26 protein-coding genes and 1 riboswitch are annotated in these 25,068 nt (G+C 44.7%); of the genes, 16 read left to right on the top strand and 10 right to left on the bottom strand.

The genetic code is table 11. From position 1 onward, the window contains the following. The first annotated feature begins 102 nt into the window (after positions 1-102). From C0638_RS02280 to C0638_RS02265, 4 genes are all read left to right on the top strand, one after another. Positions 103-1,509 carry a sucrose-specific PTS transporter subunit IIBC gene (locus tag C0638_RS02280; RefSeq protein WP_058711964.1) on the top strand — a complete coding sequence of 469 codons (1,407 nt, stop codon included), beginning with the start codon at positions 103-105 and terminating at the stop codon, positions 1,507-1,509. 18 nt (positions 1,510-1,527) lie between these two features. Continuing rightward, on the top strand, positions 1,528-3,786 hold the full coding sequence (gene bglX / locus C0638_RS02275; protein ID WP_058711963.1) for a beta-glucosidase BglX: 2,259 nt from the start codon (positions 1,528-1,530) through the stop codon (positions 3,784-3,786). Beyond that, positions 3,779-5,170: a glycoside hydrolase family 32 protein gene (locus tag C0638_RS02270; protein WP_102163320.1), complete on the top strand. Its 1,392-nt coding sequence runs from the start codon at positions 3,779-3,781 to the stop codon at positions 5,168-5,170. Before bglX ends, C0638_RS02270 begins: the two co-directional genes overlap by 8 nt. Before the next feature lie 216 nt (positions 5,171-5,386). Beyond that, complete coding sequence (locus tag C0638_RS02265) at positions 5,387-6,220, top strand: AraC family transcriptional regulator (RefSeq protein WP_058711961.1); 834 nt, start codon at positions 5,387-5,389, stop codon at positions 6,218-6,220. A gap of 129 nt (positions 6,221-6,349) precedes the next feature. On the opposite strand, the gene queF is transcribed toward C0638_RS02265, so the two are convergent. The 6 genes from queF to C0638_RS02235 all read right to left on the bottom strand — a co-directional run bounded on the left by queF (position 6,350) and on the right by C0638_RS02235 (position 10,758). Beyond that, the gene (queF, locus tag C0638_RS02260) at positions 6,350-6,847 is read right to left on the bottom strand and encodes a preQ(1) synthase (RefSeq protein ID WP_017426398.1); all 498 of its coding nucleotides are present in this window, start codon (positions 6,845-6,847) and stop codon (positions 6,350-6,352) included. 438 nt (positions 6,848-7,285) lie between these two features. Further along, complete coding sequence (gene queE, locus C0638_RS02255; RefSeq protein ID WP_058711960.1) at positions 7,286-8,164, bottom strand: 7-carboxy-7-deazaguanine synthase QueE; 879 nt, start codon at positions 8,162-8,164, stop codon at positions 7,286-7,288. Next, the gene (queD, locus tag C0638_RS02250; protein ID WP_013369759.1) at positions 8,157-8,648 is read right to left on the bottom strand and encodes a 6-carboxytetrahydropterin synthase QueD; all 492 of its coding nucleotides are present in this window, start codon (positions 8,646-8,648) and stop codon (positions 8,157-8,159) included. The genes queE and queD overlap by 8 nt, the downstream gene beginning before the upstream one ends. Further along, entirely contained in the window at positions 8,641-9,324 is a 684-nt protein-coding gene (queC, locus tag C0638_RS02245) for a 7-cyano-7-deazaguanine synthase QueC (RefSeq protein WP_013369760.1), read from the bottom strand. Before queC ends, queD begins: the two co-directional genes overlap by 8 nt. A gap of 134 nt (positions 9,325-9,458) precedes the next feature. Then, positions 9,459-9,502, bottom strand: a riboswitch (PreQ1 riboswitch). A gap of 85 nt (positions 9,503-9,587) precedes the next feature. After that, positions 9,588-10,292 (bottom strand): AIM24 family protein, encoded by a 705-nt coding sequence (locus C0638_RS02240; RefSeq protein WP_058711959.1) that lies wholly within the window; start codon positions 10,290-10,292, stop codon positions 9,588-9,590. Positions 10,293-10,317: 25 nt separating this feature from the next. Continuing rightward, positions 10,318-10,758, bottom strand: coding sequence for an SH3 domain-containing protein (locus C0638_RS02235; protein WP_013369762.1), 441 nt, complete (start codon positions 10,756-10,758; stop codon positions 10,318-10,320). A gap of 312 nt (positions 10,759-11,070) precedes the next feature. Between C0638_RS02235 and C0638_RS25275 the strand changes: the two genes are divergently transcribed. The 3 genes from C0638_RS25275 (at position 11,071) to C0638_RS02225 (ending at position 13,273) form a co-directional block, all read left to right on the top strand. Then, complete coding sequence (locus C0638_RS25275; protein ID WP_013369763.1) at positions 11,071-11,226, top strand: hypothetical protein; 156 nt, start codon at positions 11,071-11,073, stop codon at positions 11,224-11,226. Between the two features lie 224 nt (positions 11,227-11,450). Next, positions 11,451-12,218, top strand: a complete 768-nt coding sequence (locus C0638_RS02230) for a hypothetical protein (RefSeq protein ID WP_013369764.1) — start codon at positions 11,451-11,453, stop codon at positions 12,216-12,218. A 71-nt stretch (positions 12,219-12,289) separates the two neighbouring features. Then, complete coding sequence (locus C0638_RS02225) at positions 12,290-13,273, top strand: helix-turn-helix transcriptional regulator (RefSeq protein WP_013369765.1); 984 nt, start codon at positions 12,290-12,292, stop codon at positions 13,271-13,273. A gap of 42 nt (positions 13,274-13,315) precedes the next feature. Here C0638_RS02225 and C0638_RS02220 read toward each other — a convergent pair whose 3' ends face one another. The 4 genes from C0638_RS02220 to C0638_RS02205 all read right to left on the bottom strand — a co-directional run bounded on the left by C0638_RS02220 (position 13,316) and on the right by C0638_RS02205 (position 17,231). Then, positions 13,316-13,987, bottom strand: coding sequence for a 3'-5' exonuclease (locus C0638_RS02220; protein ID WP_013369766.1), 672 nt, complete (start codon positions 13,985-13,987; stop codon positions 13,316-13,318). Between the two features lie 244 nt (positions 13,988-14,231). Beyond that, entirely contained in the window at positions 14,232-16,124 is a 1,893-nt protein-coding gene (locus C0638_RS02215; RefSeq protein WP_058711958.1) for a 5'-nucleotidase C-terminal domain-containing protein, read from the bottom strand. A gap of 196 nt (positions 16,125-16,320) precedes the next feature. After that, positions 16,321-16,746, bottom strand: coding sequence for an ImmA/IrrE family metallo-endopeptidase (locus C0638_RS02210; protein WP_058711957.1), 426 nt, complete (start codon positions 16,744-16,746; stop codon positions 16,321-16,323). A gap of 11 nt (positions 16,747-16,757) precedes the next feature. Then, positions 16,758-17,231 carry a helix-turn-helix domain-containing protein gene (locus C0638_RS02205; RefSeq protein WP_013369769.1) on the bottom strand — a complete coding sequence of 158 codons (474 nt, stop codon included), beginning with the start codon at positions 17,229-17,231 and terminating at the stop codon, positions 16,758-16,760. A 276-nt stretch (positions 17,232-17,507) separates the two neighbouring features. Here C0638_RS02205 and C0638_RS02200 point away from each other — a divergent pair, with 276 nt between their 5' ends. The 9 genes from C0638_RS02200 to C0638_RS02165 all read left to right on the top strand — a co-directional run bounded on the left by C0638_RS02200 (position 17,508) and on the right by C0638_RS02165 (position 25,058). Continuing rightward, complete coding sequence (locus C0638_RS02200) at positions 17,508-17,996, top strand: ArpU family phage packaging/lysis transcriptional regulator (RefSeq protein ID WP_013369770.1); 489 nt, start codon at positions 17,508-17,510, stop codon at positions 17,994-17,996. A gap of 106 nt (positions 17,997-18,102) precedes the next feature. After that, positions 18,103-18,957: an aminoglycoside 6-adenylyltransferase gene (gene ant(6), locus C0638_RS02195; RefSeq protein WP_040101938.1), complete on the top strand. Its 855-nt coding sequence runs from the start codon at positions 18,103-18,105 to the stop codon at positions 18,955-18,957. Between the two features lie 344 nt (positions 18,958-19,301). Beyond that, the gene (locus C0638_RS02190; RefSeq protein ID WP_058711956.1) at positions 19,302-20,270 is read left to right on the top strand and encodes a hypothetical protein; all 969 of its coding nucleotides are present in this window, start codon (positions 19,302-19,304) and stop codon (positions 20,268-20,270) included. 10 nt (positions 20,271-20,280) lie between these two features. Further along, positions 20,281-20,499 (top strand): YqzN/YkzM domain-containing protein, encoded by a 219-nt coding sequence (locus tag C0638_RS02185; protein ID WP_013369774.1) that lies wholly within the window; start codon positions 20,281-20,283, stop codon positions 20,497-20,499. Between the two features lie 2 nt (positions 20,500-20,501). After that, the gene (locus C0638_RS02180; RefSeq protein ID WP_025678600.1) at positions 20,502-21,968 is read left to right on the top strand and encodes a phage tail sheath family protein; all 1,467 of its coding nucleotides are present in this window, start codon (positions 20,502-20,504) and stop codon (positions 21,966-21,968) included. Positions 21,969-22,090: 122 nt separating this feature from the next. Then, positions 22,091-22,498 (top strand): phage tail tube protein, encoded by a 408-nt coding sequence (locus C0638_RS02175; RefSeq protein ID WP_058711955.1) that lies wholly within the window; start codon positions 22,091-22,093, stop codon positions 22,496-22,498. Positions 22,499-22,573: 75 nt separating this feature from the next. Next, positions 22,574-23,008, top strand: coding sequence for a phage tail assembly chaperone (locus C0638_RS02170; RefSeq protein WP_007429164.1), 435 nt, complete (start codon positions 22,574-22,576; stop codon positions 23,006-23,008). Positions 23,009-23,031: 23 nt separating this feature from the next. Next, entirely contained in the window at positions 23,032-23,160 is a 129-nt protein-coding gene (locus C0638_RS25960) for a hypothetical protein (protein WP_013369777.1), read from the top strand. A gap of 20 nt (positions 23,161-23,180) precedes the next feature. Continuing rightward, positions 23,181-25,058, top strand: coding sequence for a transcriptional regulator (locus tag C0638_RS02165; protein ID WP_102163319.1), 1,878 nt, complete (start codon positions 23,181-23,183; stop codon positions 25,056-25,058). The last annotated feature ends 10 nt before the right edge of the window (positions 25,059-25,068 follow it).

The following is a 25,068-nucleotide window of genomic DNA, read 5'->3' as shown; positions in this document are numbered from 1 at the left end:
GCGCTGTTTGAAAGCGCAGTCATGTTATTCTTAAGAAGCATATTAGTCCAAGTTTTAAAGGTACAGACTAACTAAGAGGAACAGAGGAAAGGAAGAAGACTGATGAGTCTTGAGAAAGAATACGTTAAAATAGCCCAGGATGTCATTAAAGGGCTTGGCGGAGAAGACAATATTATTTCTATGGCACATTGTGCTACACGGTTGAGATTGATTGTAAAAGACAGGGACATTATTGATGATGAATTTATTGAGAATATTGATAAGGCAAAAGGGGTGTTTTTTACCTCCGGACAATATCAAATTATTTTTGGAACCGGTACCGTGAACAAGGTTTATGAAGCAATGGTCGGCCAGAACGTATCTGCTACATCAAAGGCAGAGCTGAAAGAGAAGGCCTCAACACAAGATGACAACTTTTTCAAAAGAATGATTCGGGTTTTCGGAGATGTATTTGTTCCCATTATCCCAGCATTGGTAGCTACCGGATTGTTTATGGGAGTTAGGGGCTTGGTAACTCAGCCTGCACTGCTTCAGTTATTTGGACTTACACCGGATGATATTTCTGCGAATTTCATATTATTTACACAAATACTGACCGATACCGCGTTTGCCTTTTTGCCTGTGCTGGTATGCTGGTCAGCGTTCAGAGTATTTGGCGGGTCGCCGATCTTGGGGATATTGCTCGGACTCATGCTGGTAAGTCCTTCTTTACCTACATCCTGGGATGTCGCTCAACATGTGAAGGAACCTCTTTTATTTCTGGGCTTCATTAAAATCGCAGGCTATCAGGGTTCAGTTCTGCCGGCGTTCATTATAGGGATCGTGGGAGCGATGCTGGAGAAGAGAATCAGGAAATCCGTTCCCGAAGCACTGGACTTGATTTTGACACCGTTTCTGACATTGTTGCTCACATTGGTACTGGGCTTGTTCGTGATTGGTCCCATCTTCCATGAAGTAGAGGTTTTTATATTATCGGCAGTTACAGCTATTTTGAAGTTGCCGTTTGGCATTGGCGGATTTATTTATGGAGGCATTAATCAGATTATTGTCGTTACCGGACTGCACCATGCGTTGAACCTGATCGAAATACAGATGCTGGTGGATGGCGGCTGGAATATGGTTAACCCGATCAGTTCGGCATCTATTTGTGCACAAGCGGGTGCGGCGTTAGCTGTCGGCTTGAAATCCAAAAGATTAAAAACCAAATCTATTGCCTACCCGTCTGCCGTGTCTGCACTGCTCGGTATTACAGAACCCGCTATTTTTGGGGTGAACATTCGATATGGCAAACCATTCGTGATGGGCTTGATTGGAGGAGCGGTTGGAGGATTCTTTGCACGTATCTTTAATGTTCAAGCAACAGGCATGTCGATTACAGCTATACCTGGTTTGTTATTGTATCTGAATAATCAAATTTTTCTGTATGCTTTGGTTTGTGTAATCGGTTTTGGTGTAGCATTTGCGTTGACGTGGATCTTTGGATTTAAAGAAAAAATAGAGAACAAATAAAATTTAGTGGAGAAAATCATGGACAACAAAACATTGCTTGAAAAATTGAACAGTCTTTCAATAGAAGAGAAAATTGGCCAGCTCATCCAACTAACCGGTGATTTTTTTGAAGGCGACATGGATACGGTTGTGACGGGCCCTTTGAAAAAACTAGGGCTAAATACGGACTATAATATTTATAATACGGGCTCCATATTAAACATTACCAACCCGGAAAAAATAATCCGGTTGCAAACTGATTATTTGGAAAAATCGGTTCATAAAATTCCGCTGTTATTCATGGCAGATATTATCTATGGATACCGAACCATCTTCCCGATTCCGATTGCTCAAGCATGTAGTTGGAACTATCAGGAGATAGAGAATGCGGCTTCGATTGCTGCTCAGGAATGCTACGATGAAGGCATTCATGTAACCTTTTCTCCTATGGTAGATATGGTTAGAGATCCCCGCTGGGGGCGGGTGATGGAATCGCCCGGAGAGGATACATTGTTGGCAAAGAAATATGCCCAGAGCGTAGTTCTGGGAATCCAGGGCAGCAACTTGGAAAGCACAGCCGTGCCAGCCAATAAAATTGCCGCTTGCGTCAAACATTTTGCTGCTTATGGAGCGCCTGTCGCTGGACGTGAATACAATGCCGTGGATCTATCGGAGCATGCATTGCGAGAATATTATTTGCCTGGATATCAAGCTGCAATAGAAGCGGGTGCCAAGCTTGTCATGACGGCTTTTAATACGTTGAATGGTATCCCTGCGACTGGAAACGAGTGGCTTAACCGTGATGTACTAAGACAGGAAATGAATTTTGACGGTGTATTGATCTCGGATTACGCCGCTATTGAAGAGTTAATCATGCATGGTTATGCCGAAGACGAGGCTTCCGCCGCCAGGCTGGCACTGTTGGCAGGTGTGGATGTGGATATGAAGACGGCAGTGTACGCTAATCAACTGAAGAATGTAATATCTGGTGACGACTATATGCTGGAGTTTCTGAATGAAGCTGTATACCGTGTCTTAAAGCTGAAAAATGATTTGGGGCTGTTCGAGGACCCATTCCGCGGATTACAGGAAATCGTTAAACGTTCAACAAGCAGTATTCTGTCAGACGAACATAAACAAGCGGCACTGTCCCTGGCAGAGGAATCTGTGGTGCTGCTGAAAAATGAAAATAATGTATTACCGTTGTCAAAGGAAACGAAGGTAGCTTTAATGGGTCCCTATGCAGAAGAAAATTCTACCCTGGGCATGTGGGCGATTAAGGGAGAGCAGACAGACACTATAAATTTGAAAACAGGGTTGTTACAGCTTGTTGGCTCCGACAATCTCTCGGTATGCAGAGGAAGTTATCTGCTACCTCCTGATGCAAGGGAAACATTCGATAAATATGCGGACAAACTGGCTGTTGAAACAGGTTCCGAGGAAGTTCTACTGCAAGAAGCCATTAGGAATGCAAATGAAGCAGAAGTCATAGTCCTTGCCTTGGGAGAAAGTATTTATCAGAGCGGAGAAGGTGGATCACGTACGAATCCGACGCTTCCAGAGCCGCAATTGAGACTACTTCATGAATTAAGCTTATTGGGCAAAAGGATTGTTCTGATCATATATAGTGGAAGACCTCTGGTCCTTACCGATGTTGCTGGAAAAGTGGACGCCATTGTTCAGGCCTGGTATCCGGGAACGATGGGCGGAGAAGCGTTGGCCAATATACTGTATGGGGAAGTAAATCCGTCTGGGAAATTAGGGATGACCTTTCCACGTAGCGTCGGACAAATTCCGGTATACTACAATGAGCTGAATACAGGAAGACCGAATTTAAAGGAAAATGGCTCTTATCGCTTTGCGTCCCGATATATAGATGAAGTGAACGAACCCTTGTATCCGTTTGGCTATGGCCTATCCTATACCTCATTTGAATACAGTCTGTTAACCGTCAGCCAAAAGGAAATGAAAACAAATGAGTCAGTGGATATCCGTATTTCTGTATCCAATACTGGAACGTATGCTGGGAAAGAAACGATTCAATTATATATTCGCGATAAATTTGCAAGTGTTGCAAGACCCGTTAAAGAATTAAAAGACTTTAAAAAAGTATTTTTACAAAGCGGCGAGACTACGATTGTAGAATTTTCAGTGAATGAGGACATGCTTAAATTTTATGGACGTGAAATGGAGTATAAGAGTGAGCCAGGCGAATTTGAGGTTTATATCGGTTCAAGCTCACAAGACATTTTGCTAAGCTTTAGTTTTACTTTGTTACCGGAGGATAAACATGAATAAAAGCGACGCTTATCATCTTAAATATCATATTACTCCTCCTTACGGGCTATTAAATGATCCTAATGGACTTGCCTTTTTCAATCAACAATATCATGTCTTCTATCAGTGGAACCCCCAAGGAACCGAACATCGAAATAAATGCTGGGGCCATGTTGTTTCGAGCGATCTGGTGCATTGGCAAAGAAAAGGTGTAGCACTGGAGCCTTCGGAATGGTATGACAAGGATGGCATTTATTCTGGAGGCGCTATAGTTCATGATGAAAAGCTGTATCTGTTTTACACAGGAAATGTAATCAGAAATGATGGAGTCAAGGAAAGCTATCAATGCGCAGCCATTTCGGAGGATGGGGAGCATTTTCAGAAAATGGGCCCTTTGTTCGAACATCCCAAAGGCTATACCAGACATGTCCGAGATCCGAAAGTATGGAGAGATCGGAACGGGAGCTGGTGGCTGATCGTGGGCGCTCAAAGAGAGGATCTGACTGGAGAAACGCTTATCTACAAATCTGCAGATTTGTCTGATTGGGAATACCAAGGATCATTTTTGGATCATGATCATGAGTTCGGATATATGTGGGAATGTCCTGATCTACTTCAATTTGCGGAAAATGATATTTTTGTCTTCTCTCCTCAGGGTTTACCAGAGGCAGGCGAATATTATAGAAACCCTAACCAATCGGGATATATTGTTGGGAAATTCATGGATACAGGAAAATTTAGCGGGAATCTTGCCCATTTCAAAGAGCTTGATCGGGGGTTTGATTTCTACGCGCCACAATCATTTAAGGTGAATGATAGAACCATTATGTTCGGATGGATGAGTGCCATGAATGAAGAAGCAGAGAGGGCTGTTCCAACCATTCAGGAAGGCTGGATTCATGCGCTGACCCTTCCTAGAGAAATAGTGTTGTCTAACGGTGTGCTATACCAGAAACCATTATCGGAATTACAGTTGTTAAGATTGGATGGTGTGCATTCTAAGGAGAACATTCACAAAAATGGGGTTTGGATGCTGCCTTCCTTGCAGGTGGAATGTATTGTTCATTTTTCGAAGCTTACAGAGAACTTCAAAATGATAGTAAGAAATGCTGTGGAAATTGACTATGATTCAGAAGAAAACAGTTTAACCGTATGGAGAACCAACTGGTTGACGAACCAGAGGGAGTACAGAAAAGCAACATTAGCCAATCAACTTGTAGACATGCAAATATTTATAGAAAGCTCAAGTCTGGAGATTTTTGTGAACGAAGGCGAGGAAGTATTTTCTCTGCGTTATTTCTTGGAAGATACGGAACAGCGCAGTGTGATGCTTGATGCAGGAGATAATGAAGGAGAAATTGAGATTTATCAGCTGCAGGAATGTGGAGCCATAATCAATCATTAAAACGATATTTTTTATCTTTCACCTGCAGAGCTACAAACAGGCAAGGAAAGGCTGTTCATTCTCCGTTTGCGAGAAGAACTGCCTTTTTTTGTCTTAGTCGGCTGAAGAGATTTCAGCTTGTGTAGGCATTTTACTATCGGTATAGTATGAGTATTAGAGTATATGACTGAATATAAATTACTGTTGATTACTCATAGCTGGTTGATGAGGTGTCGTATGAAAAAAATTTATGAACATATTGAAATAGACAGAAGAAAAATGATTAACCTCTTTATGTTTCAATCGACAGATACAGAAAGAGTCATCCCCATGCATTTTCACAGCAATATGGAATTAATCTATTGTACAAGTGGAAGCCTCAAAGTGTGGCATGAAGGAAAGATAACCATTTTGAAGGAAAAGGATGCACTTTTTATTAATAGCAATGTACCGCACTCCACCCAAAGTATTACGGAAAACCAAGTTGTTGTATTGCAATTTCCAGCTACCTTTTTTGCCAATGAACAAGTATTCATCCAATTAAACACGCAAGAGAGACAAGTTGAACATACTATACTTTCTAAATTAAGAGAGTTATTTATCGATATATATAACCTGCATATTTCCAAAGGGAAATATGACTATATTTTAGAGCAAAGCCGAATTATTGAGCTTAAGTATTTGCTCGTTAATCATTTTAGTCAGACAGCAGACATACAGCCAGAGGTATTTAGCGAAAAGCAGCGAAAGATAAAGACGATCATGGATTTTATTAAAGAGCATTACGCCGAAAATATTAGTCTGGCGAAAACAGCCCGAATCTGCGGCTATTCAGAGGCGTATTTGTCGAGAATGTTTCATGAATATACAGGTCAGACGTTTACGGAGTACAAGCAAATTCTTTGTCTGGAAAAAGCAATCGATTTATTGGAAACAACGAATAAGTCACTTACAGAAATTTCTTACGAGGCGGGCTTTCCCAACGAAAAATCGTTTAGAAAAGCTTTTAAGGAAGTTATGGGTAAAACCCCTTATGAATATAAAAAATCAAAATTTGATCTGAGTGTGTAAACGACACAAGCGTAATCCTTTTATGGATGATTTCAACAGACTAGAAAATGGGGGCTGTCCCTGAGTCATTTTATGACCTTTGGGACAGCCCCTTGTTTATTTGTATGCAAGTGCACAGAGAGGATCAGCCTAACGATTATCCACCGTCTCTGGATACATATCATGGTTCATCATACGATGCTCTGCGATTTGCTCATATTTCGTTCCCGGCTTGCCGTAGTTAGTGTACGGGTCGATCGAAATGCCGCCGCGTGGCGTGAACTTGCCCCATACTTCAATGTAGCGAGGGTCCATCAGCTTAATCAAGTCATTCATGATGATATTGACACAGTCTTCATGGAAATCACCGTGGTTGCGGAAGCTGAACAGGTACAGCTTAAGGGACTTGCTTTCAACCATTTTAATATCAGGAATGTAGCTGATGTAGATGGTTGCAAAATCAGGTTGTCCTGTGATCGGGCACAGGCTGGTGAACTCTGGACAATTGAATTTTACAAAATAATCGCGGTACGGGTGTTTATTATCAAAGCTTTCGAGAATGGCGGGATCATAGGCAAAAGTGTATTGTGTGCCTTGATTGCCAAGTAGGGTAACGTCGGTCATTTCTTCAGGTTTTCTTCCGGTCATGTTGAGTGAGGCTCCTTAAAGTTGGTTTAGTTTGGTAAAAGGGAGAGGGAGTTATGGTGGGGAGGTTCGGTTAAGCGACGCTTCGCGAAGGATTTGAGCTTCATATCGCTGTTAAAATGGGATTCTTTCTGATAAAAGATCTATAGGTTAGAATCCCATTTCAAAGGCGAACGCTAACGCTTCTCCAGCTTCAAATCCTCCGCTCCGCTGCGACCGCCGTCAACACCATAAAGTCCCTACCCGTTTACATGTGGGTTGGGCAGAAATGGAATTTCGCTCCTTATATTTAAGGAGCGATATTTTATTGAGAAACCCCGTCCTCGCGGACGAGCGTTTCTCTCTTTTTATATGGCTTTGGGTGTCGAGGGTGTACTTCGACTAATTTGGTGTATCTTGTGTATCATATACAGCTCGCATGGAATATATTGTATATACGTGTTATACGCCGCGTTTGTTGCCCCATACGAGGGTGTGGAGCTGCGGGAGTACTCTTACATCGTTTAGTCTGGAATCGTCCATGACGCGGTCGATAAGCCATTCATAACGATGGAGCAGAGACTCCGCGATCTGTCCGGTGTTCTCCGTGTTCACATCTGGGTTACCCGTCTGGAGGAACAACGGTATATGTGGATATCGCTCGTGAATGGTGCGGGCATATGCAAGATCAGTGTCATCGAAGATGACGACTTTCAGGCTGCATGCTCCAGCATATAGTCTGACCGATTCATCCTCTGATTTCTTTGCGGACGTTGTGATGGAGACGTTTGTTGTAGACTTGGACTCTCCAGCCATCTTCCGGTTGGTCAGACGGGTTACGATATCATCCAGCACCTCCCAGTTGGTCGTCATGCCAGAGCTGGGCGGCTTCGGGGATAAGGTCACTTCATCGATATCGTACAGCCATTCCTGCCAACGGGAGCCTTGTGTTTCGACAGCGGTGGCAATGCCTTGACTGCGTAGCAGTGTAATCAGCGCCCCAAGCTGTGGCAGCAGGGCAGGATTGCCTCCGGAAAGGGTCACATGCGAGAACCGTTCGCCGCCGATGGACTTTAGTTCCTGCCAAATATCTGTGGCACTCAGACGTCGAATTTGATCCTTGGCGCTGCCGTCCCAGGTAAAGGCGGAGTCGCACCATGAGCAATGGTAGTCGCAGCCTGCGGTACGAACAAACATCGTTTTACGACCAATGACCATACCTTCGCCCTGAACGGTGGGACCAAACACCTCAAGTACAGGAATAGGGGCTGCTTTAGCCCTATCGAGGGTTATCGTAGGTTGGTGAGTAGTTACGGTATTAGCATTTACGGTATTACTCATCGAACATCCACTCCCGTCGGAACTCGGCGTAGCTGGTAGGTGTCTCGAACAACCTTACAAATTCGGTACGTCCACCTTCAACACGATTGCAGTATGCATCCGAGGTCAAGGCTGACTCCATTTGTTCAAAGATCCAGACGACCATATTTTCCGCCGTTGTATTCATTGGAGGAAGCGTCTCATTCAAGTAACGGTGATCCAGAAAAGGCTCAATTCGCTCTTTCCAGATTGTTTTGATATCACCAAAATCCAGCGTTAGACCTGTTTCTCCCGGTATTCCGCTTATGCCAAATACGACGATATAAGTATGTCCGTGCAGATTTTTGCATTTGCCTTCGTAACAGTGCAAATGGTGTGCTGCATCGAACGTAAATTGTTTGCTAACAAGTACACGCTTGCGGTGATAACGCAGCTGAGAACGCTCAATGTCTGTCCCGAACTGCTGGAGCTTGTCGACAATGCGAAAGGTACCTGGCTCACGCATGACCTTCAACTCCTTGGGAGGAAGCTCCGCGCACTGCGAGATACTGCTCGAGTCCGGCACGACGGAGATTGCAAGCAGGACATTCGCCACAGCCATCGCCAATGATGCCGTTATAGCACGTTAGTGTACGGGTTCTTACAAATTCAAAAGCTTTCAGCTCATCGGCCATTTGCCAGGTTTCGGCCTTGTTCAACCACATGAGCGGGGTATGAATCACAAAGGGATAGTCCATCGAAAGGTTCAGTGTGACGTTCAGCGATTTAATAAAGGAATCCCGGCAATCGGGATAGCCGCTGAAATCTGTCTCGCAAACGCCTGTAATGATATGGCGCGCTCCTTTTTGCTTGGCGAGAACTGCTGCGAAGCTCAGGAACAATAGATTACGACCGTCAACAAATGTGCTAGGCAGTTCGCCTTCCTCTTGAGTAATGTCAATGTCGGTGCGTGTGAGGGCATTCGGGGCAAGTTGGTTGAGCAGGCTCATATCCAGTACCGTTTGCGGAACACCCAGCTCGCTGGCGATTCCGGCGGCAACTTCGATTTCCTGCTTGTGGCGTTGACCGTAATCGAACGTCACAGTTTCTACTTCGGCAAAATGTTTTTTTGCCCAAAATAAACAGGTTGTACTGTCTTGGCCGCCGCTGAATACGACGACTGCTTTTTCGTTTGTAAACATAAAAAACCTCTCGATCTTCTTGGAATGGTGTAAGACACAGCGTCTTGTCACGTGGAAGAAAGAGAGTTCTTGAACCGGCTTCAACAAAAAACAGGCCTTGCCCCGCAAGTTCATTTTCAAATGCGGAGGACAAAGCATCGTTAGTTTTTTATAGAGGGAGTTCGCGAACCTCTCCCATGCGTTATGCATGGATTTTCTTCATTAGCATCTGCCACGAGGACAGACAGCTTCATTAATAGCATTGCCATTATAGCATGGCAGGACTATTTGATAAACACTCCACCAAACGGAATGATTTCCCTTAAAAGTCGTTTGATCACGCCATCGTCGTTCATATCCTGCTGAAGCCGCCGATGATGCTCACCGGCATGAAATAATACAGTACCATGTCCAGTCATTTTAAAATGATAGTTCATATGCTGGCTGGCCAGATGGTTACCGTATACGGTTAACTCCAGCTTGGCATTTTCTGGATAGGCTATGACGCTGCTCGCATCGACATAGATCGGCTCTGAGGGATGAAGTTGTTCTTGACATACCAATCCCTGTGTCAAAATACCAATGTAACCTATACCGTCAAATTTCATTTTAATGACATCACGGCTAAACAACATGTTTTTCATGCTTAGTAGCTTGGTACGCATTTGGATGCCGGCGCTGTACCAGAACAGGTTGCGGAAATCGTATAGCAGATCGTCGCTTCCTTCAAGCTTGATCATCTTCAGACTAAAGCCAGGAGGAAGTGCGGCAATTAGTCGGCAAGCCCCTGTGAAATCGGCCTGAATCAGTTTGTGCTTGCGGTACATGCCTTTAATATTCATCAGCTTATCACTACGGCCTGCACTGGGGCCGCGATACGCGATAATTTGCTGCGGATGCAGAACGTGCAGCTTTTCCCCTTCAGTCAGGTCGAGCGTTACGACTGAACCGACGCTTTCATCATGGTGTTGTCCTGTTTGTATGTCCATTCAGACCTTTCATCCTTTCAGGCAGTTAGTATCTTCCCGAACGTCGACGCATCCCGTAACGCAACAGTCGGATACCGATAAAATAACCGGCCAGCAGAATGATAGCCGTGATGATGAGCATTTTATTTCGGTGTGAAGCCTGATCGCGCTGGGTTTGAAGATTTTTTAATTCTGTAACAGTGTCGTTCAGTTTGCGGTTTTGCTCCAGCAGTTGGGCGTTCTGCTTCTGATAGGTTTCAATGCTGGTGCGGGCCTTTTCCAGATCTTCCTGTGTTTGTCGGTAGCTTTCCTTGAGCTGGTACACATCGCCGGGCAACCGCGAAAACTGCTCAAAGCCTTGATATACATCATCCCAATAAGCAGCATGAACTTCGGGTACACGAGTTACCCCAAAAATAAACAAAAGTGCTATAGCAGCGCAGACAATGCGGCGGTACAAAGCCAAGCGACAAGTTGCTCGTGCCAAGAGATGTCCCCCCTTTGATAAACCAAGATGTTAGATGTTACAGATCATTACCCATATCACATGGTTACGTACAATATAATGATTTGGATGCAGGTTTTAGAATATACAGACGACAAATACGGGAAAAGATGATCAAAAAAACTCGATATATTAGTTTAAGTGTACCTTAAAACGGGTATATCAAGGAAGCGGCAACATTCCGGCAGTTTTCCCAACAAACGAGTAAAGAACAACCCGCACCTGATCAGGGCTTGAATAGGAATATATGAGCTGAAATATATTAAAAATAGATATAGAAGGAGATTTTGAAAGATGAACGACAGAGAGCAAAACTATACCATTTTAAAAATTACTGTTAATGGAAAGCCATTATCAAAGGAGCTCATCGTGGACAGCACTACTTTTGCTCCTATATCCGATGTTTGCACAAAGACGAATGTTTCTTTAACGGAAACTTCAATTTCATAAGTTTAAATATATGAAGTAGACTATCATGTAGCCCGGCATACGCCGGGCTATTTTTGCGTATTTATGCAATTGAAAAGGATTAAAATGTTATTTCGCGAATTAGGTCCCCTTTCATAAAGATTACCATGTATAATTTTCACAATCAAACATATGTTCCCTGACAATATAGTGTCAGATAACACTGTTAATTTAGAGTTACATGTTCTTTTAGGGGGAATTTACCAGTGGTGAAGTCAATGCTCAATGTAACGTACACATGGGACAGAGAGTCTATATCGGCGAATGGGTCCAAACAAGTAAATCTACTGATAGAATGGGGCTATGGAGCTATACGTAAAAGAAAAGGGAACCTAATACCGAAGGCAGCGGGATGTGACCTTCAACTTCAGTTCAATCCAGAAAACGGGGTAAATCTATTAAAAGTTGAAGGGGTGAGACTCGGGTTTAAAGAATCAGAAAACGGTGATTGCATGTTTGTTCACTGTGGTGATGTATGGCGGGGCAAATATAGACAAGCTATTTTGACGTTTTCTATCCCTGCTCACGCGTCCGGAAGACATACGATTGGAATGATCGAGTGGAGCTGGCGCAAGCCATCGCAGGAAAAGCGAACGCTGATCCGGACGGACCAGCTCTATATCCATTACACGCATCATCTTGGTTTGCTGAGCATGCCATCCAACCCGAAGGTGGAAAAATACATAAAGCTGAATGAGACGTCCCCAATTGTGAAAAAGGCATTGCGTATGTACGAGAAAGGGGAACCTGAGCGAGGAGCGTTCATCCTTACGAGACAAGCAGATGAATTGCTTATATGTGCAGCCAGAAGCGAAGACATGGACTATCTGGAGGAAGCCGAGTTACTTTTGTCCCTACGCAATAAATGGAGTGGGCCTTTTGTATCGTTTAAAGCGTATAGCTCTAAGGTCTTTTTTAATAAGGAAATATCGATAGGAGATGTTCATTTTACGGAGAATGATAGGCTGAGATAGATAATTATGCTAGTTTATTTGAGCAAATTAGTGAGTCTAATTTACTATCTTTTTGTAAAGGAGAGACTTCCTTGACTGATCGGTTGATACGTTTAATGCGGATTATTACTATTGTTCAGGCAAATCCGGGGATATTGGCAAGAGAGCTTGCCGAACGTTGTGAAACATCAGAACGTACCATATACCGAGATATGGAGGCGCTAAGCGCTATGCATATTCCGATCGCGAATATGGGGCATGGCAAGGGGTACATTTTTATTAGCAATTTTGCTTTGTATCCTCTGAATTGGACAGAAGAAGAGGCAGAGGCTTTTACCAAGCTGGGAGAGATGATGGAAACGATAAAGCCTCTTTTACCGCCAGCTTTTGAAAGTGCTTATGAGAAAGTGATGGCCTCTAGTCAGAAAAAAAAGATGGACCAGACGAGCTTCGCGCAGGAAATGAAAAATATCATCCGGCTCGGCTCGACACTTGATCGGGAAAACCAGCCCTATCTGCTCAGGCTGATTGTTTTGGCGAGTCTTACGCAGCAGACAATTGAAGCGGAATACAGCTCGCCTCAAAATGAAGATGTATCATTGGTGCAAGTAGATCCTTATTGTTTGGTTCCTCAAGACCGGCGGTTCTATATGCTTGGTTTTTGTCATAAGCAATCCGCCATGAGAACCTTTCGGATCAGCCGCTTTCGGAATATGAGGATTTTGCCGTATACGTTTCAAAAAAATACATCTGAAATGGAAATGTTTTTTAAAGGTACCTGGTCGGTGACCAAAGGAAATCAAAATATTCGGTTTGTGGTACGTTTTTCTGCCGATTCTGTATATCGGGTCAAAGAAGAGGAACTGTTCATCAAGCCTCTTCTCAAGGATTTGCCGGATGGAAGTTTGTTGTTTGAGGTGACGGTCAATCATGACCGTGAATTTCTGGATTGGCTCACATCCTATGGAGCTGAAGCCGAGATTCTGGAACCTTTACGGTACCGCAAACGTATGCAAGAAATGCTGCGAACCTGGGGGGCGTTTTACTTCGATAAAAAGGCTGGAAATCAAGAATAACAGGGGGGAAGATCCCCCGGGACGGGCCGGGGAGCTATCTGCTTAACGGTCCTTAAACAGGTTGGCGAGATTGCCGAAGGGGCTGTACTGCTCCTGTTCTTCTTCTGGCGAAGAGTAGACGAGCTTTGAGCCGCGACTTTCTTCATCATCGGCAGCATTATGAACTAATGTAAGACGATCAAAATGGTGCATGAAAACCTGAGCAGTATTCACGGCATCATCCAGTGCTCGATGCTGTTGACCGTCAAACTCAATGTTGCACAATTCCAACGCCTGAGACAGGCTCAACTGACGATACTTTCCATTGGAACTAAACAGACGGGAAATTTGCTTCTGTATATCATTTGTATTATGAATCCAACCGAGATCTACATGATGAGTACGACAATGGGATACCAGCTTCTGACGGTCATCCGGGCCCCATGCGCATAAATAATAGGTCGAATCCGTGCCTAGCCAGGCAATAAATTGCTTCACAGCTTCAGGAAAGAGTGGAGCGGCATCAATGTCTCGTTGAGTAATACCCGTAAATTGAACAGTATCTGTAGAGATTACAGGCCGATTTGATGGTCTCACAAAACTGTGAAACGTATCCGCCACGAATAGACCATCTTCTCCATGAATAACTTTGACGGCACCGATATCAATGATTTCGGAGGAATATCTGGCGTTACGGCTAACGGTAAATTCAAGATCATAAATAATGTATTGCATTTAAAGGACTCCTTCCACACACATAACTGATCCCGATGGATACCGGGACAAATGTTCTCTGCCCGAATAACTCTTCTCCATCATACCTCTCGGTTCACAACTTGTCAGCGGTTAAAAGGCTTGCTTTCAAAAAAAATATGCGATGTCCAAATGGGCTTGGACTATCGCATATCTAAAAACTCCTAACATATAGCAGTATCCGAAAACACCTGGATTCCGAACGCTGCTGTTGCTAGCTATTGAATTAGGCCGGGAGGTCTAACTTTTGCCCCGGATAAATGCGGTGAGGATTCTTCAACTTATTCAACTGCTGAAGCTGTTGCCAGGTAGTGCCGTGTTTGCGGGAAATGTCATACAGTGTATCCCCAGATTTCACAACATACACATGGCTATTTGCAGCTTGTGCAGTGGTCGATGCCTGCTGTGGTTTGCTAGTTTGAGACTTTGCAGGTGCTGGTTTCGCAGCCGCTATGGAATCGGATTGCGGTATCTCCTGCAGAGGTGCTGGCGTCGTGGTCGGAGCAGACGGCACAGCTTGTGTGGCAGGGACAGAAGCTTTTCCGTCTGCCTTGGCTTCTTGAATACGGCCGGCCGCTTGTACTTGCAGGCTAGCAGAGCCCACTTTTTGCATATAGCGGATTAACGCTTCATCCAGCGATCCGAACATACCTGCCTGTGGGTATTTAGCGAACATCGTATATTGGTCACCGCCTACAGCAGTAAAATCATTGGTAGCCAGTGTGTATGTTGCCTCAGGATCAAGGGCCTTTCCACCAATCAGGATGGAGTGAACACGGCTGCCTTTGGCTGCTGAGGTGTCTATTTTGAACGAGATGCCGGATACTTGTGGGAAGCCCCCGCTCGGTTCCGGGTAGGAGGCTGCGCCATTTTCCAGTGCGGCCTGAAGGTCAGAGCCTTTCACTTTCAGGGTAACGATTTGGTTACCGAAAGGCAGTACGGTGATGACGTCTCCCTTGGTAACCGTGCCTGCTTTGATGGAAGCCCGGATGCCGCCACCGTTTGTTAAAGCCACGTCTGCTCCCGTAACGTCACGCATAGCATCGGTGAGCAGGTCGCCGAGATTGGTTTCACCCGCACGTACCTTTTCGCGCGCCCCTTCCAGATCTACACTTGTTTGTGCTACAACCTCTTTAAGAATAGGTTCTTGTTCTTTCTGAATGGAGGCGATTAATGCAGCAATTTCAGCGTTAGGCTGAACGTCAGCAGCTTGAGTCGAATCGATCAGCTTCGCTTGCTTTTGGACAACCTTACCACCGTCTACCCATAGATCCACTACACCCAGATACTTGGTGTATTCACCTGCACTAGCGATCAACGTGCCATTGTCACCGATCAAGCCTTTTTCCAGCACGGTATGGCTGTGTCCGTCGATGAAAATATCAATGCCAGGCACTTCCTTCACGACCTTGAGGCTGGTGTCTTTACTGGACGCATCTTGTCCCAGGTGACCCAGAGCAACAACAACATCCACTTTGCTGCGGATTTCGTCTACGGCCGCTTTGGCTTCAGCCGCAGGGTCGGTGAATTGAATGCCTTCCACATTTTTAGGATTGGTTTTATATGCCGTTTCAGGCGTAGTTAGGCCGATAATACCGATTTTAACGCCATCCACTTCTTTAATAGTATACGGTTGGAACAAACGTGTTCCGTCCGTTTGCTTAATGTTGGCGCTCAGTACAGGGAACTGAATCTCTTTACTCAGCTCAACCAGATGCTTCCAGCCGTAATTAAACTCATGGTTACCGGGAACCATTGCATCATAGCGCAGCTTGTTAATTACTTTTACGATACTTTCACCATTGACCAAAGTAGCGAAGGTCGTTCCATGAACGGTATCCCCATCATCCAGCAGTAATGTATTAGGATTGGCGGCGCGATATTGATCGATAATGCCCGCCAGCTTGGCGAAGCCCATTTCCTTGTCGTTGGCGACCACGTGGGCATGGGTATCATTCGTATGTAGGATGGTGATGTGTTTACCGCTGACTGGAGACGGTGTTGTTCCGGTTCCTGCTGTTCCCGCATTAGCAACTGGGTCCGCTGCTGCTGTACCGAGACATCCGAACAGAAGCGCGGCGGTCGTCAAGATCGACGAGAGTTTTTTCCATGAGTTCATGTTGTTCCTTCAACCTCCCATAAAATGAATGAATTAAGAGAAACCGCTTACGTCCACATTTTATCAGATGATTGTAAAAATAACTCTTATTTTATATCAAAGCACTACATTTTTTTGAGATATCGGTTGTTAAATCCACCATCTAGTTACCTATATTATAGAGGCAGTAATAGACAATCAACTCATAGAATAGGAACTATTGTTCTGTTTTGTGATCAAAAAAAAGGGCAGTCTCTTTGGGCAGCCCGATCCGGGGTAAATAGTGGTCCAATGTTTCGTCAGCCAACGGTGGATTCCCTTCACTCAGCAACAGCACAGCAAAGCGATTAGCCTGTTGTTCAAATTTTCCTGAAGAAAAGTAGGAATGTTCCTCCATAAAAAAGCGGCTAATGCCTTTATGCAGTCGGTCATGTCCCAATTCATGTGCACAGACGAACCGTTCCCATTCTGGTGTAAGGCCGTTGTGAATGACGATAAATCTTCTGCGCAGCTTGTGATAATACAACCCTTTGGTTGTGGAACCCAGATCGCAATATCGGATATGGATGCCTAGGGCTTTCGCAATATCGAAGGGGCAATTGGTACGGTATTTTCGGACAAGTTTGTGAATGAGTTCGTTCATGCGTTCACCTGCTATCCCTGATCTTTGCTCGCCCCGGGATCTGCGGGCTTTTTATGTTTGTTCATTTGCTTGGCTTCCCAGAACAGGCCTGTCAGTACGTCCTTGATCCGTTGACGGTCTTTTTCATCGAGCGGAATGCCATCAAACATTAATTCGTCGTCTTCCTCCAGCATTTTTTTAAAATCCCGGCGGTCTTTGGAGTTTGCCCATTCTGGTACAGTAGAACGATAAAGCTCATGCGGATTTTGCTCTATAGAATCATCATCTGCCCAATATCCGGCGGCCTTCATCATTTCGGTATAGGATACGCTGAGCGCGTCCGCTATTTTGCGGAGGGTGGAGGGTTTGGGAACTCCACGCAGTCCATTTTCGATGCGGGAAATTTGTGAATTACTAATACCTGCGGCATCTGCCAATTGGTTGATGCTCAATTGCTTGTGCTCACGCTGCTGTTTTAGGTAGGTTCCGAATGCTGGCTGTTCCACAATGGAGCTCCTTTCTGCAATAGAATCATAGATTCAGCTCTATTATACCATTAGGTAAATAGTAAAAGCACGTAATATGCCAAAAGGCATAGAAAAGTAGAGCGAATATCCTGTTTTTGGGGCTATATTGCTTTTTTTCACGATGGATACCTATCCTAAATAATGTTATGTTATACTCAAGATACGAACAAAAGGGGAACAAAATGTAAACAAGTACGTTTTTTATTTAAAAATACATCATTGTCAAAAGGCATAATATAAGGAGTGTTGCTTTTCATGAGAAATAACTTACCCGAATTAGACCGTCGCAAAACGCAGAATGCATTGGAGGGTGTATTTGAGAAATACCGGATTTATAAAACAATAACCTTTATGGATCGGGAAAGCTTTATTACTGCTGGCTATACGGACCGCCCGAACGGACCCACGAATGTGACAAGCGATCCAACAGCCCGGACTGCTGTATATAATGTAGATGCTCCTGCAGCCCGCTTGGCCTATTGCCAAATGGTGGATGCTGTAGTGAGCCGCTTGAATGAACGTGAACAGCTACTCATCCGTGAACGTTATTTAAAAGATGACGATGTGTTCGATTACAAGGTTTATAATTATGTGTTGGACCCACCAGTCAGCAAGGATACGTATACGAAGCTTCGCACGCGTGCTTTTTATAAAATGGCGCTAGCGCTGGCAGACCAAGGCGTTTTGAATCTGGCAAGCTTGCAGAAGGGCGCGGATCGAAGACTGGGTTCGGTAAATGCATAGGGGTCACAGTCTGTGGCTCTATTAACTTAGACAGCAAGGAGTATGAACCATAAAGGTGAATAAGAAGCATAGGTCTCAATTAAAATGGGAACGGAGGACGGATGTAGTGAGAAGTGAACCAGAAATGATGAATATGCTTGTAAAGTTTGCTATGAACGATAAAAGAATACGATTGGTCACGATGGAAGGATCACGTACAAACTTCAATGTTCCTCCTGATTCATTTCAAGATTATGATATTTCTTACTTTGTAACAGATATGGATTCTTTCAAGGAAAGTGATCAATGGCTGAACGTGTTTGGGGATAGGCTTATGATGCAAAAACCCGAGGATATGGAGCTTTTTCCATCAGAACTAGGTAACTGGTTTTCATATATCATTCTTTTTGAGGATGGAAACAAATTAGATCTGACACTGATCCCTATAAACGAGGTAGAGGATTATTTTACGAATAGCGATGGTTTAGTTGAGGTTCTGCTCGACAAGGATGTGCTGATCCAAGAGGAAGTGATCGCAAACGATCATCAATATTGGATTAAAAAGCCCACTGCAAGGGAATTTGATGATTGCTGTAATGAATTTTGGATGGTTTCAACTTATATCGTAAAAGGATTGGCGAGAAAAGAAATCCTGTTTGCTATTGACCATTTGAACGAGATTGCACGACCTAATTTGTTGCGAATGATTGCTTGGAAGATTGGATCAGAGCAAGGGTACACCTTTAGTGTAGGAAAAAACTATAAATTTATAAATCAGTATCTTCCTAATGAAGATTGGAAAAGCCTACTATCGACTTACTCAGAGAACGGCTATCAAGAAATGTGGCAGTCTTTACTTACTTGTTATTCATTGTTTAGAACATACGCTAAGGCTGTGGCAAGCAGTTTGAAATATGAGTATCCAGAATACGATGAAGCCATTACTAGGTACACTGTAAATATTTATAATTCATTGAATTGAACGATATAATAACCGCCTTTTTAAAGGGCGGTTATTTTTTGTGTACAGTATCAATAATCAGATTAAACGCATTTTTAAGTATAAGAACAAATGTTCGCAAAATGTCGCCTAACTTCATCCCTAGTCTCTACTTTTATCGTCCAGTTCTCCGGCAACGCATTCGTTATAAGGGTGTAAGATTATATCATCGGGAATCAAGACAAGAGGACATACCGAAGACACACACAGTCAAACGTTAGCCGGCCAATAGGGCCGGTTTTTTCATGCGGTGATCGTCTCTGTCACTTCCCGGGAATTCGTTGATAGAAAGGAGGAGTCGTGTTGCCTAAGCAAGGGATGCTGCAATGCATGAGTATAAGGCTGCGCCGGATGAGAACATGGAAGTGGAAAAAAGCCTGGCTAAACAGTCACAACATGCGAGCGCAGGATACGCAAGGGTGGCATGCCACAGGATGAGACAAGCCTTTAAGCAAAAGCTCATTGACATTATTCCAGCACTGCAAGGGCGTGTATACGATGTTCAGCCCCCATCACAGACGGCAGAGGAGCCGTATGCAGTTATGGCGTTAGGCGAGGAAATCTGGAAGTCTTCCTGGGCCGGTTACCGGCAGGTTGTCCGCATCAAGCTGTACGCAGGACAAGCGGGGCTGGCGCAGGCCGATGTATGGGCGAATGCCTTGATTGCCGGACTGCACCGGGCATCGGTGACAGGCAAAGGTGAGGACACGTCGGCTTTTACCGCACACTATTTGGGCGTGCGGGATGCAGAAAAGCTGGACACGGTTACGGGCAAGGCCTATAGAACCCTGCGTTTTGGCGTGTATGTGCCTGAAACGGAAGGCGGTTCGGCTACTCCAGCACCTGGTGCAGCACAGCCAGAAGAATGGCTGGCAGCGCTGGTCCGCTGGACGCAGAAGCAACTGGGCGAATCGTGGTCGGTATACGCCGACGCATGGCCTGCACAGCCGGGAAGCCACGCGGTATTATGGCGGCTGAGCGGCTGCGAAACCCGGATGGCGGGAGCCTCCATGTATGAGCTCCGCAAACGGTTCATCGGGCATATTACCGCTCCGGATACCACCGAAGAGAATCGCGCAGCTTCCGCGCTGGTCGAAGGCTTTGCCGCTCAAATCCAGCTTCCTCTGGAGCAGGACAAGGGCCGTTATATGTCTACGGCTGAAGCATCAGCCGATTTGCAGGCAGATGCCATTTTAGACGGTCAGCTTCGGCTGACGCTGGTACAGCGGCGTATGCGTCCGGCTGAGGAAGCGGCATTGATTCGCAGAGTGGAAATTCATCCTATTTTGAAATGAGGTGGTCCGAGTGACCTTGGAAAACCAAGAAAAGGCCCCGGTACATGACGGGCAGGAAGCGAGTGGCCCACGCTACACGCTGGAGGAACTAAAGGAGCACGCAGAATCATTGTTTTCTGTGAAAGAAGAAGTGCTGGCAGGCGCCTTTTTTGGCGCACAAGACAAGCTGTTCACGGTAGCAGAAGCACACACTAAAATCGAACAATTTATGAAAGCGAAGGTGGATTAATTATGGCAGGCGGAACATGGGAAAACACGAATAAACCGGTATTGCCGGGTTTGTATATGAATTTTCAGGCAGCAGCAGCTTCAGCGATTCAAGGTGGATCACGTGGTACGGTCGTTGTGCCTGTCAAGGCAAATTGGGGCCCTGTACGTGAGTTTGTAGAGGTTGGCAGTGAAACGGCTATTAGCCAAATCTTCTCCGGCGACAGTGAGAACGGTGCGACAGCATATTCCACATTGTATCTGGCTTTGCTGGGAGGTCCGAAAAAACTGCTCGCTTACCGCTTGGCAGATGACACGGCTGCTGAAGCGTCTGTAACGCTGAAAAGCGGTGGCGAGACCCCGACCGACGTGCTGCGTTTGAAGGCTTTGTACACAGGAAGCCGCGGTAATGGTTTTGCCGTAACGGTACAGCCGACTTTGGGTGACGAGCAAGCTCGTGAGGTGCGCCTTTATGAAGGAACCAAGCTGCTGGGTACGTACAAAGGCAGTGACGGTACGGCTGCTTCGATTGCCAAAGCGCTGAACGAAAACAGCGAAAACGTATGGGTGAAGGCCGAGGTTGTCGGCGAAGGTGGCATTCCAGCGGATGTTAGCGGCGTGCATCTGACAGGCGGCAATAGCGGCAATAGCAAGCTGGTTAATGCCGATTACATCGCCATGCAGGAAGCACTTGAAGGACAGGAGTTTAATGTGCTGGCCCTCGATTATGCAGCCGATCTGGCATTGCTGCAAAGCTTTGCTGCCTGGATCAAACGTGTGCGGAGCGAAGGCAAAGGCGTCATCGCTGTATTCGGCGGTTCTGCGGCAGACGATGTGTCCAAAACAGCTGTCAGCTTGGCTTCTGCACGTTCCCTGGCGCTGAACCATGAAGGCATCGTGAACGTGGGTACAGGTGTACGCCTGGCAGGTACGGACTACAGCTCCGCCCAAACGGCTGCCTATGTAGCCGGGCTGATCGCAGGCCAACGTTTGAACCAATCCGCAACGTACGCGGTTACGCCTTTTGAGGATGTAACCCGCCGCTGGACACGTTCCGAGCAGGAACAGGCTGTCCGTAACGGGGTGTTCCTCCTGTTCTTCGACGGCCGTCAGGTCAAAGCGCTGCGTGGAATCAACAGCTTGGTGAACCCGTCTGCCGGACAAAACAACGCATGGAAGAAAATCCGTTCCATCCGTGTTATGGATGCCATTAACGCTGACTTGCAGCGTGCAGCCGAAGAGACTTACATTGGCAAAATCAACAACACGGTGGAAGGCCGTCTGGCACTCATCGGTGCGATCAAAGAATACCTGGCACAGCTGTCGCTGAGCAACGTAATCGAGGCGGATGGCTACGATGTCATTCTGGACCCAGCCTACTACGGTGATGCGCCAGTCATCAAACCGGAGCCGGATCAAGTGTTCCTGCAATGGAACGTGAAGCTCACCGACGTGATGGAGCAGCTGTTCGGTACATTTTACGTGCAATAAATAAGCATTTTACGCGCAAAAGCATTTCGCAGGCGATCAGTAGGATTAAGGTAGCTTTTTAACAACGAGGACTTTGTGAAATCCCGAACTATATTATGAATTATTTTGAGGAGGAAAAAGAAATGTTGGATGCTTCAAGAGTCATTTTAGGTACGTTTGGTCAGGCATATATTGATGGGGTATGGCAGACACATATTAACAAGCTGGAAGCTAGCGTGGAAATTGATAAAAGAGAACTGAATTTGGTAGGTAATACGTGGAGAGTCCATAAAAATGGAGCTAAAAAGGGTACTGGAACGATGAGTGGTTACAAAGTAACTTCTGATATGATTCGTCGTGGTTTTGAGAAATTCGATATTATTTCCAAACTGGACGATCCCGAATCTTTTGGACATGAACGTGTCCGTTTGATTCGCTGCATGCCGGATAAAATTCAATTGGCTAACTGGACTGCAGGGGAAGAAGTGCCAGAAGAAACTACTTTCACCTTTGAAGGCTATGAGCTGCTTGATCCGATTGTAGCAAACTAAATTGGAAAACGGGGATGGGATGCTGCCAGGCATTCCATTCCCTAAATACAAATTAACATTAAGGGAGAATGAGATATGAGTTTGAATGAGAATATGACAGAAGAACAAATTTTGGACAGTTTGTTTGAAGCCGCTGAAAAACTACCAGAAGAAACGGTTCGTATCAAGCGCCTCGATATGAAAATTGTGCTGCATGGTCTAACCTCCAGTAAGGTGGACAGCATTCGTGAGCGTTGTACGATTCGCCGAACCGTGAAGGGTGCTGTAGACGAAAAGGTAGATACCGAAACGTTCAACGCCTTGTTGATTTCGGAAGCTACCGGAAAGCTGGAAGTGAAGGGCCTGTCCCTCAACGGTTGGGGCGATCCCCGGATTACAAGCCGCTTGAAGCTGTCCGGTGGCGAACAATCTGTTCGCCGTATGCTGTTAGCGGGTGAACTGGATGCAGTAGGGGATAAGGTATTGGAACTGTCCGGATTTGGAGTTGAGATTGCTGATCTAAAAAACTAATCAGCTCCGGGGGAATGACGACGATGCTGTACCACTTGTGGGTCCGGCACCACCTCCGTCCCGGAGACTTTTGGCGGCTTCCCCGCGGTGAGCGCATGCTGCTGCTGGCGTTTGCTGAAGAAGAACTAGATGCTCTAGCAGATAATATGTAGTAGTTAAAGGAGGTGTAGGTGTGGATGATATCTTGGATATAAGAAGTTTAAGTAGAGTTAATAAAGAATTAAAAGCTATGGATCGATACTTTGAGAGTATCCAGAAGAGGGCAAGAAATTTTAGGCTTAATAGTTTTCAAAGACAAAAGATAGTTATTGACCAAACTACGGAGTCAGTTAAGCGACTTTCTAATGCGTTAAGTAATTTAACTTCACGTTTATATAAAATAAATCGCCTGACCCGAAATTTTTCTGGAATTAAGATTGCTGTTAAATGTTCCTGTTCTAAGGATTGCTCGAAATGTAGATCAACATGTCACAGTAAGATGGGCAGTTCTAATGGGGTCAACCATTCTTTAACTAATTTACAAAAAAAGATCACGTCTCAACTTGGTTTACAGAACAAAGTAAACATTAACAAGTCTTCAGCTCCAGGCGTGCCCTTAAAAACTAGAACATCTAATTCTCCCAGTAAATCTGTAAATTCTCAGAGCCCTGCGACTAAAAATACTGAAAAAGAAAAGATCGTTGTAATAAAGCCTGTTATGAATACTATGGCTTTCATTAAGAAATTTAGTAAGGTGAATGATGCTGTAGAATCACTAAATAAAACTGTTAAAGCCTACAGGGCCATTACCCCGTCACAAGTTGCTGCAATGCCTTCATGGTTACAGACTGCTAAAACTAAAATTGACGATGTAGTAAATCGAATTAAAACATCTACTATTTACACACAAGCAGCCTCTATGTACTCGGGTGCGCCATCTTGGGTAAAAACAGGTTTGAAGGGTGCAGGTAAAATAGCCAAAAGCGCCATTGTTGTTGCAGATATTGTATATGATGCTTCTGAAATACTCAATGCTACTGGAGAAAAAAAGTATAAACTAATAGGTGAATTTGTTGGCTCAAAAATAGGTAATATAGTAGGTAAAAGTGTAGGTGGAGCTACTGTGGCTATTCCTTATGTGGGACCAGTTATCGCTCCTATTGCTTCATTAGTTCTTGGAGCAGCAGGAGAGTGGTTAGGAGGTAAAGGCGGGGGCAAAATTATGGAAAAAGTCTGGTATGCTAAAACGCATCTTAAAGGCTGGACTAAATCCTTAAATGAAGGTATTGATACTACTACTAAAGATTTTAAACAAAGTATGAATGGTTTTAATAATGAAGTGGCTAATAAGACGAATAATATAAAGACTACTGCTCCTGCAACAATTGATTCTTGGAGTAATAAAATTGTGAATTTTATTGGGAACAAAGGTGAAAGTGCTATCGGAATTGTTGAAAATATAACAGGAAAAGTATCAAAGAGAATACCTTTATCTACTAATTTAACTGATAATATGAAGGGAGCTCTTGAAAACAAGATTAATGGTGTGAGTAATCGATTAAAAGGTTATGTTCCAGGGTTGGCAGAAGGGGTCAAGGAGAAAATCAACAATATTAGTGAAGGGACTAAAAATTTCTCTAATAAATTGAATAACTTTGTTCAGAAAAATGCTGACCCTTTTAAAGAAAAGGTTAAAAAGGCAACATCAAAAACAAGCGATTTCCTTCAAATGATCTTGGATTCTCCAGAGAAATTGAACTGGGAGCTTTTTCAGAGTACAGAGAAAACTGCTGCTAAAAAAAGTACTCCGAATAAATATCCTCGGAATTTAGTTGCAAGTTCTAGAACATATCGTGCAAATGATAGACACAGAACGGCAGCAGTTCATTCAGTAAAGAACACAAATAGAAATAAATCAAACATGCAAGTAAATATGCCAACAGGAGCAATTCAGGTGGCTGTTGGTGAACGTGTTAATTTTGATGCTTTGGCTTCAGAAGTAGGAAAACGCTTCGTAGCAGGATTCCGTCAAGCTATGGATAACAACAAGACAGCGAGGGCCCTAGTGTGAGTAGGAGGTG

This window comes from Paenibacillus sp. lzh-N1, from assembly GCF_002872435.1.
GTDB lineage: Bacteria > Bacillota > Bacilli > Paenibacillales > Paenibacillaceae > Paenibacillus > Paenibacillus polymyxa_C.
The sequence above is the reverse complement of the archived record's forward strand: the minus strand, read 5'-3'. Positions and strand labels throughout refer to the sequence as shown.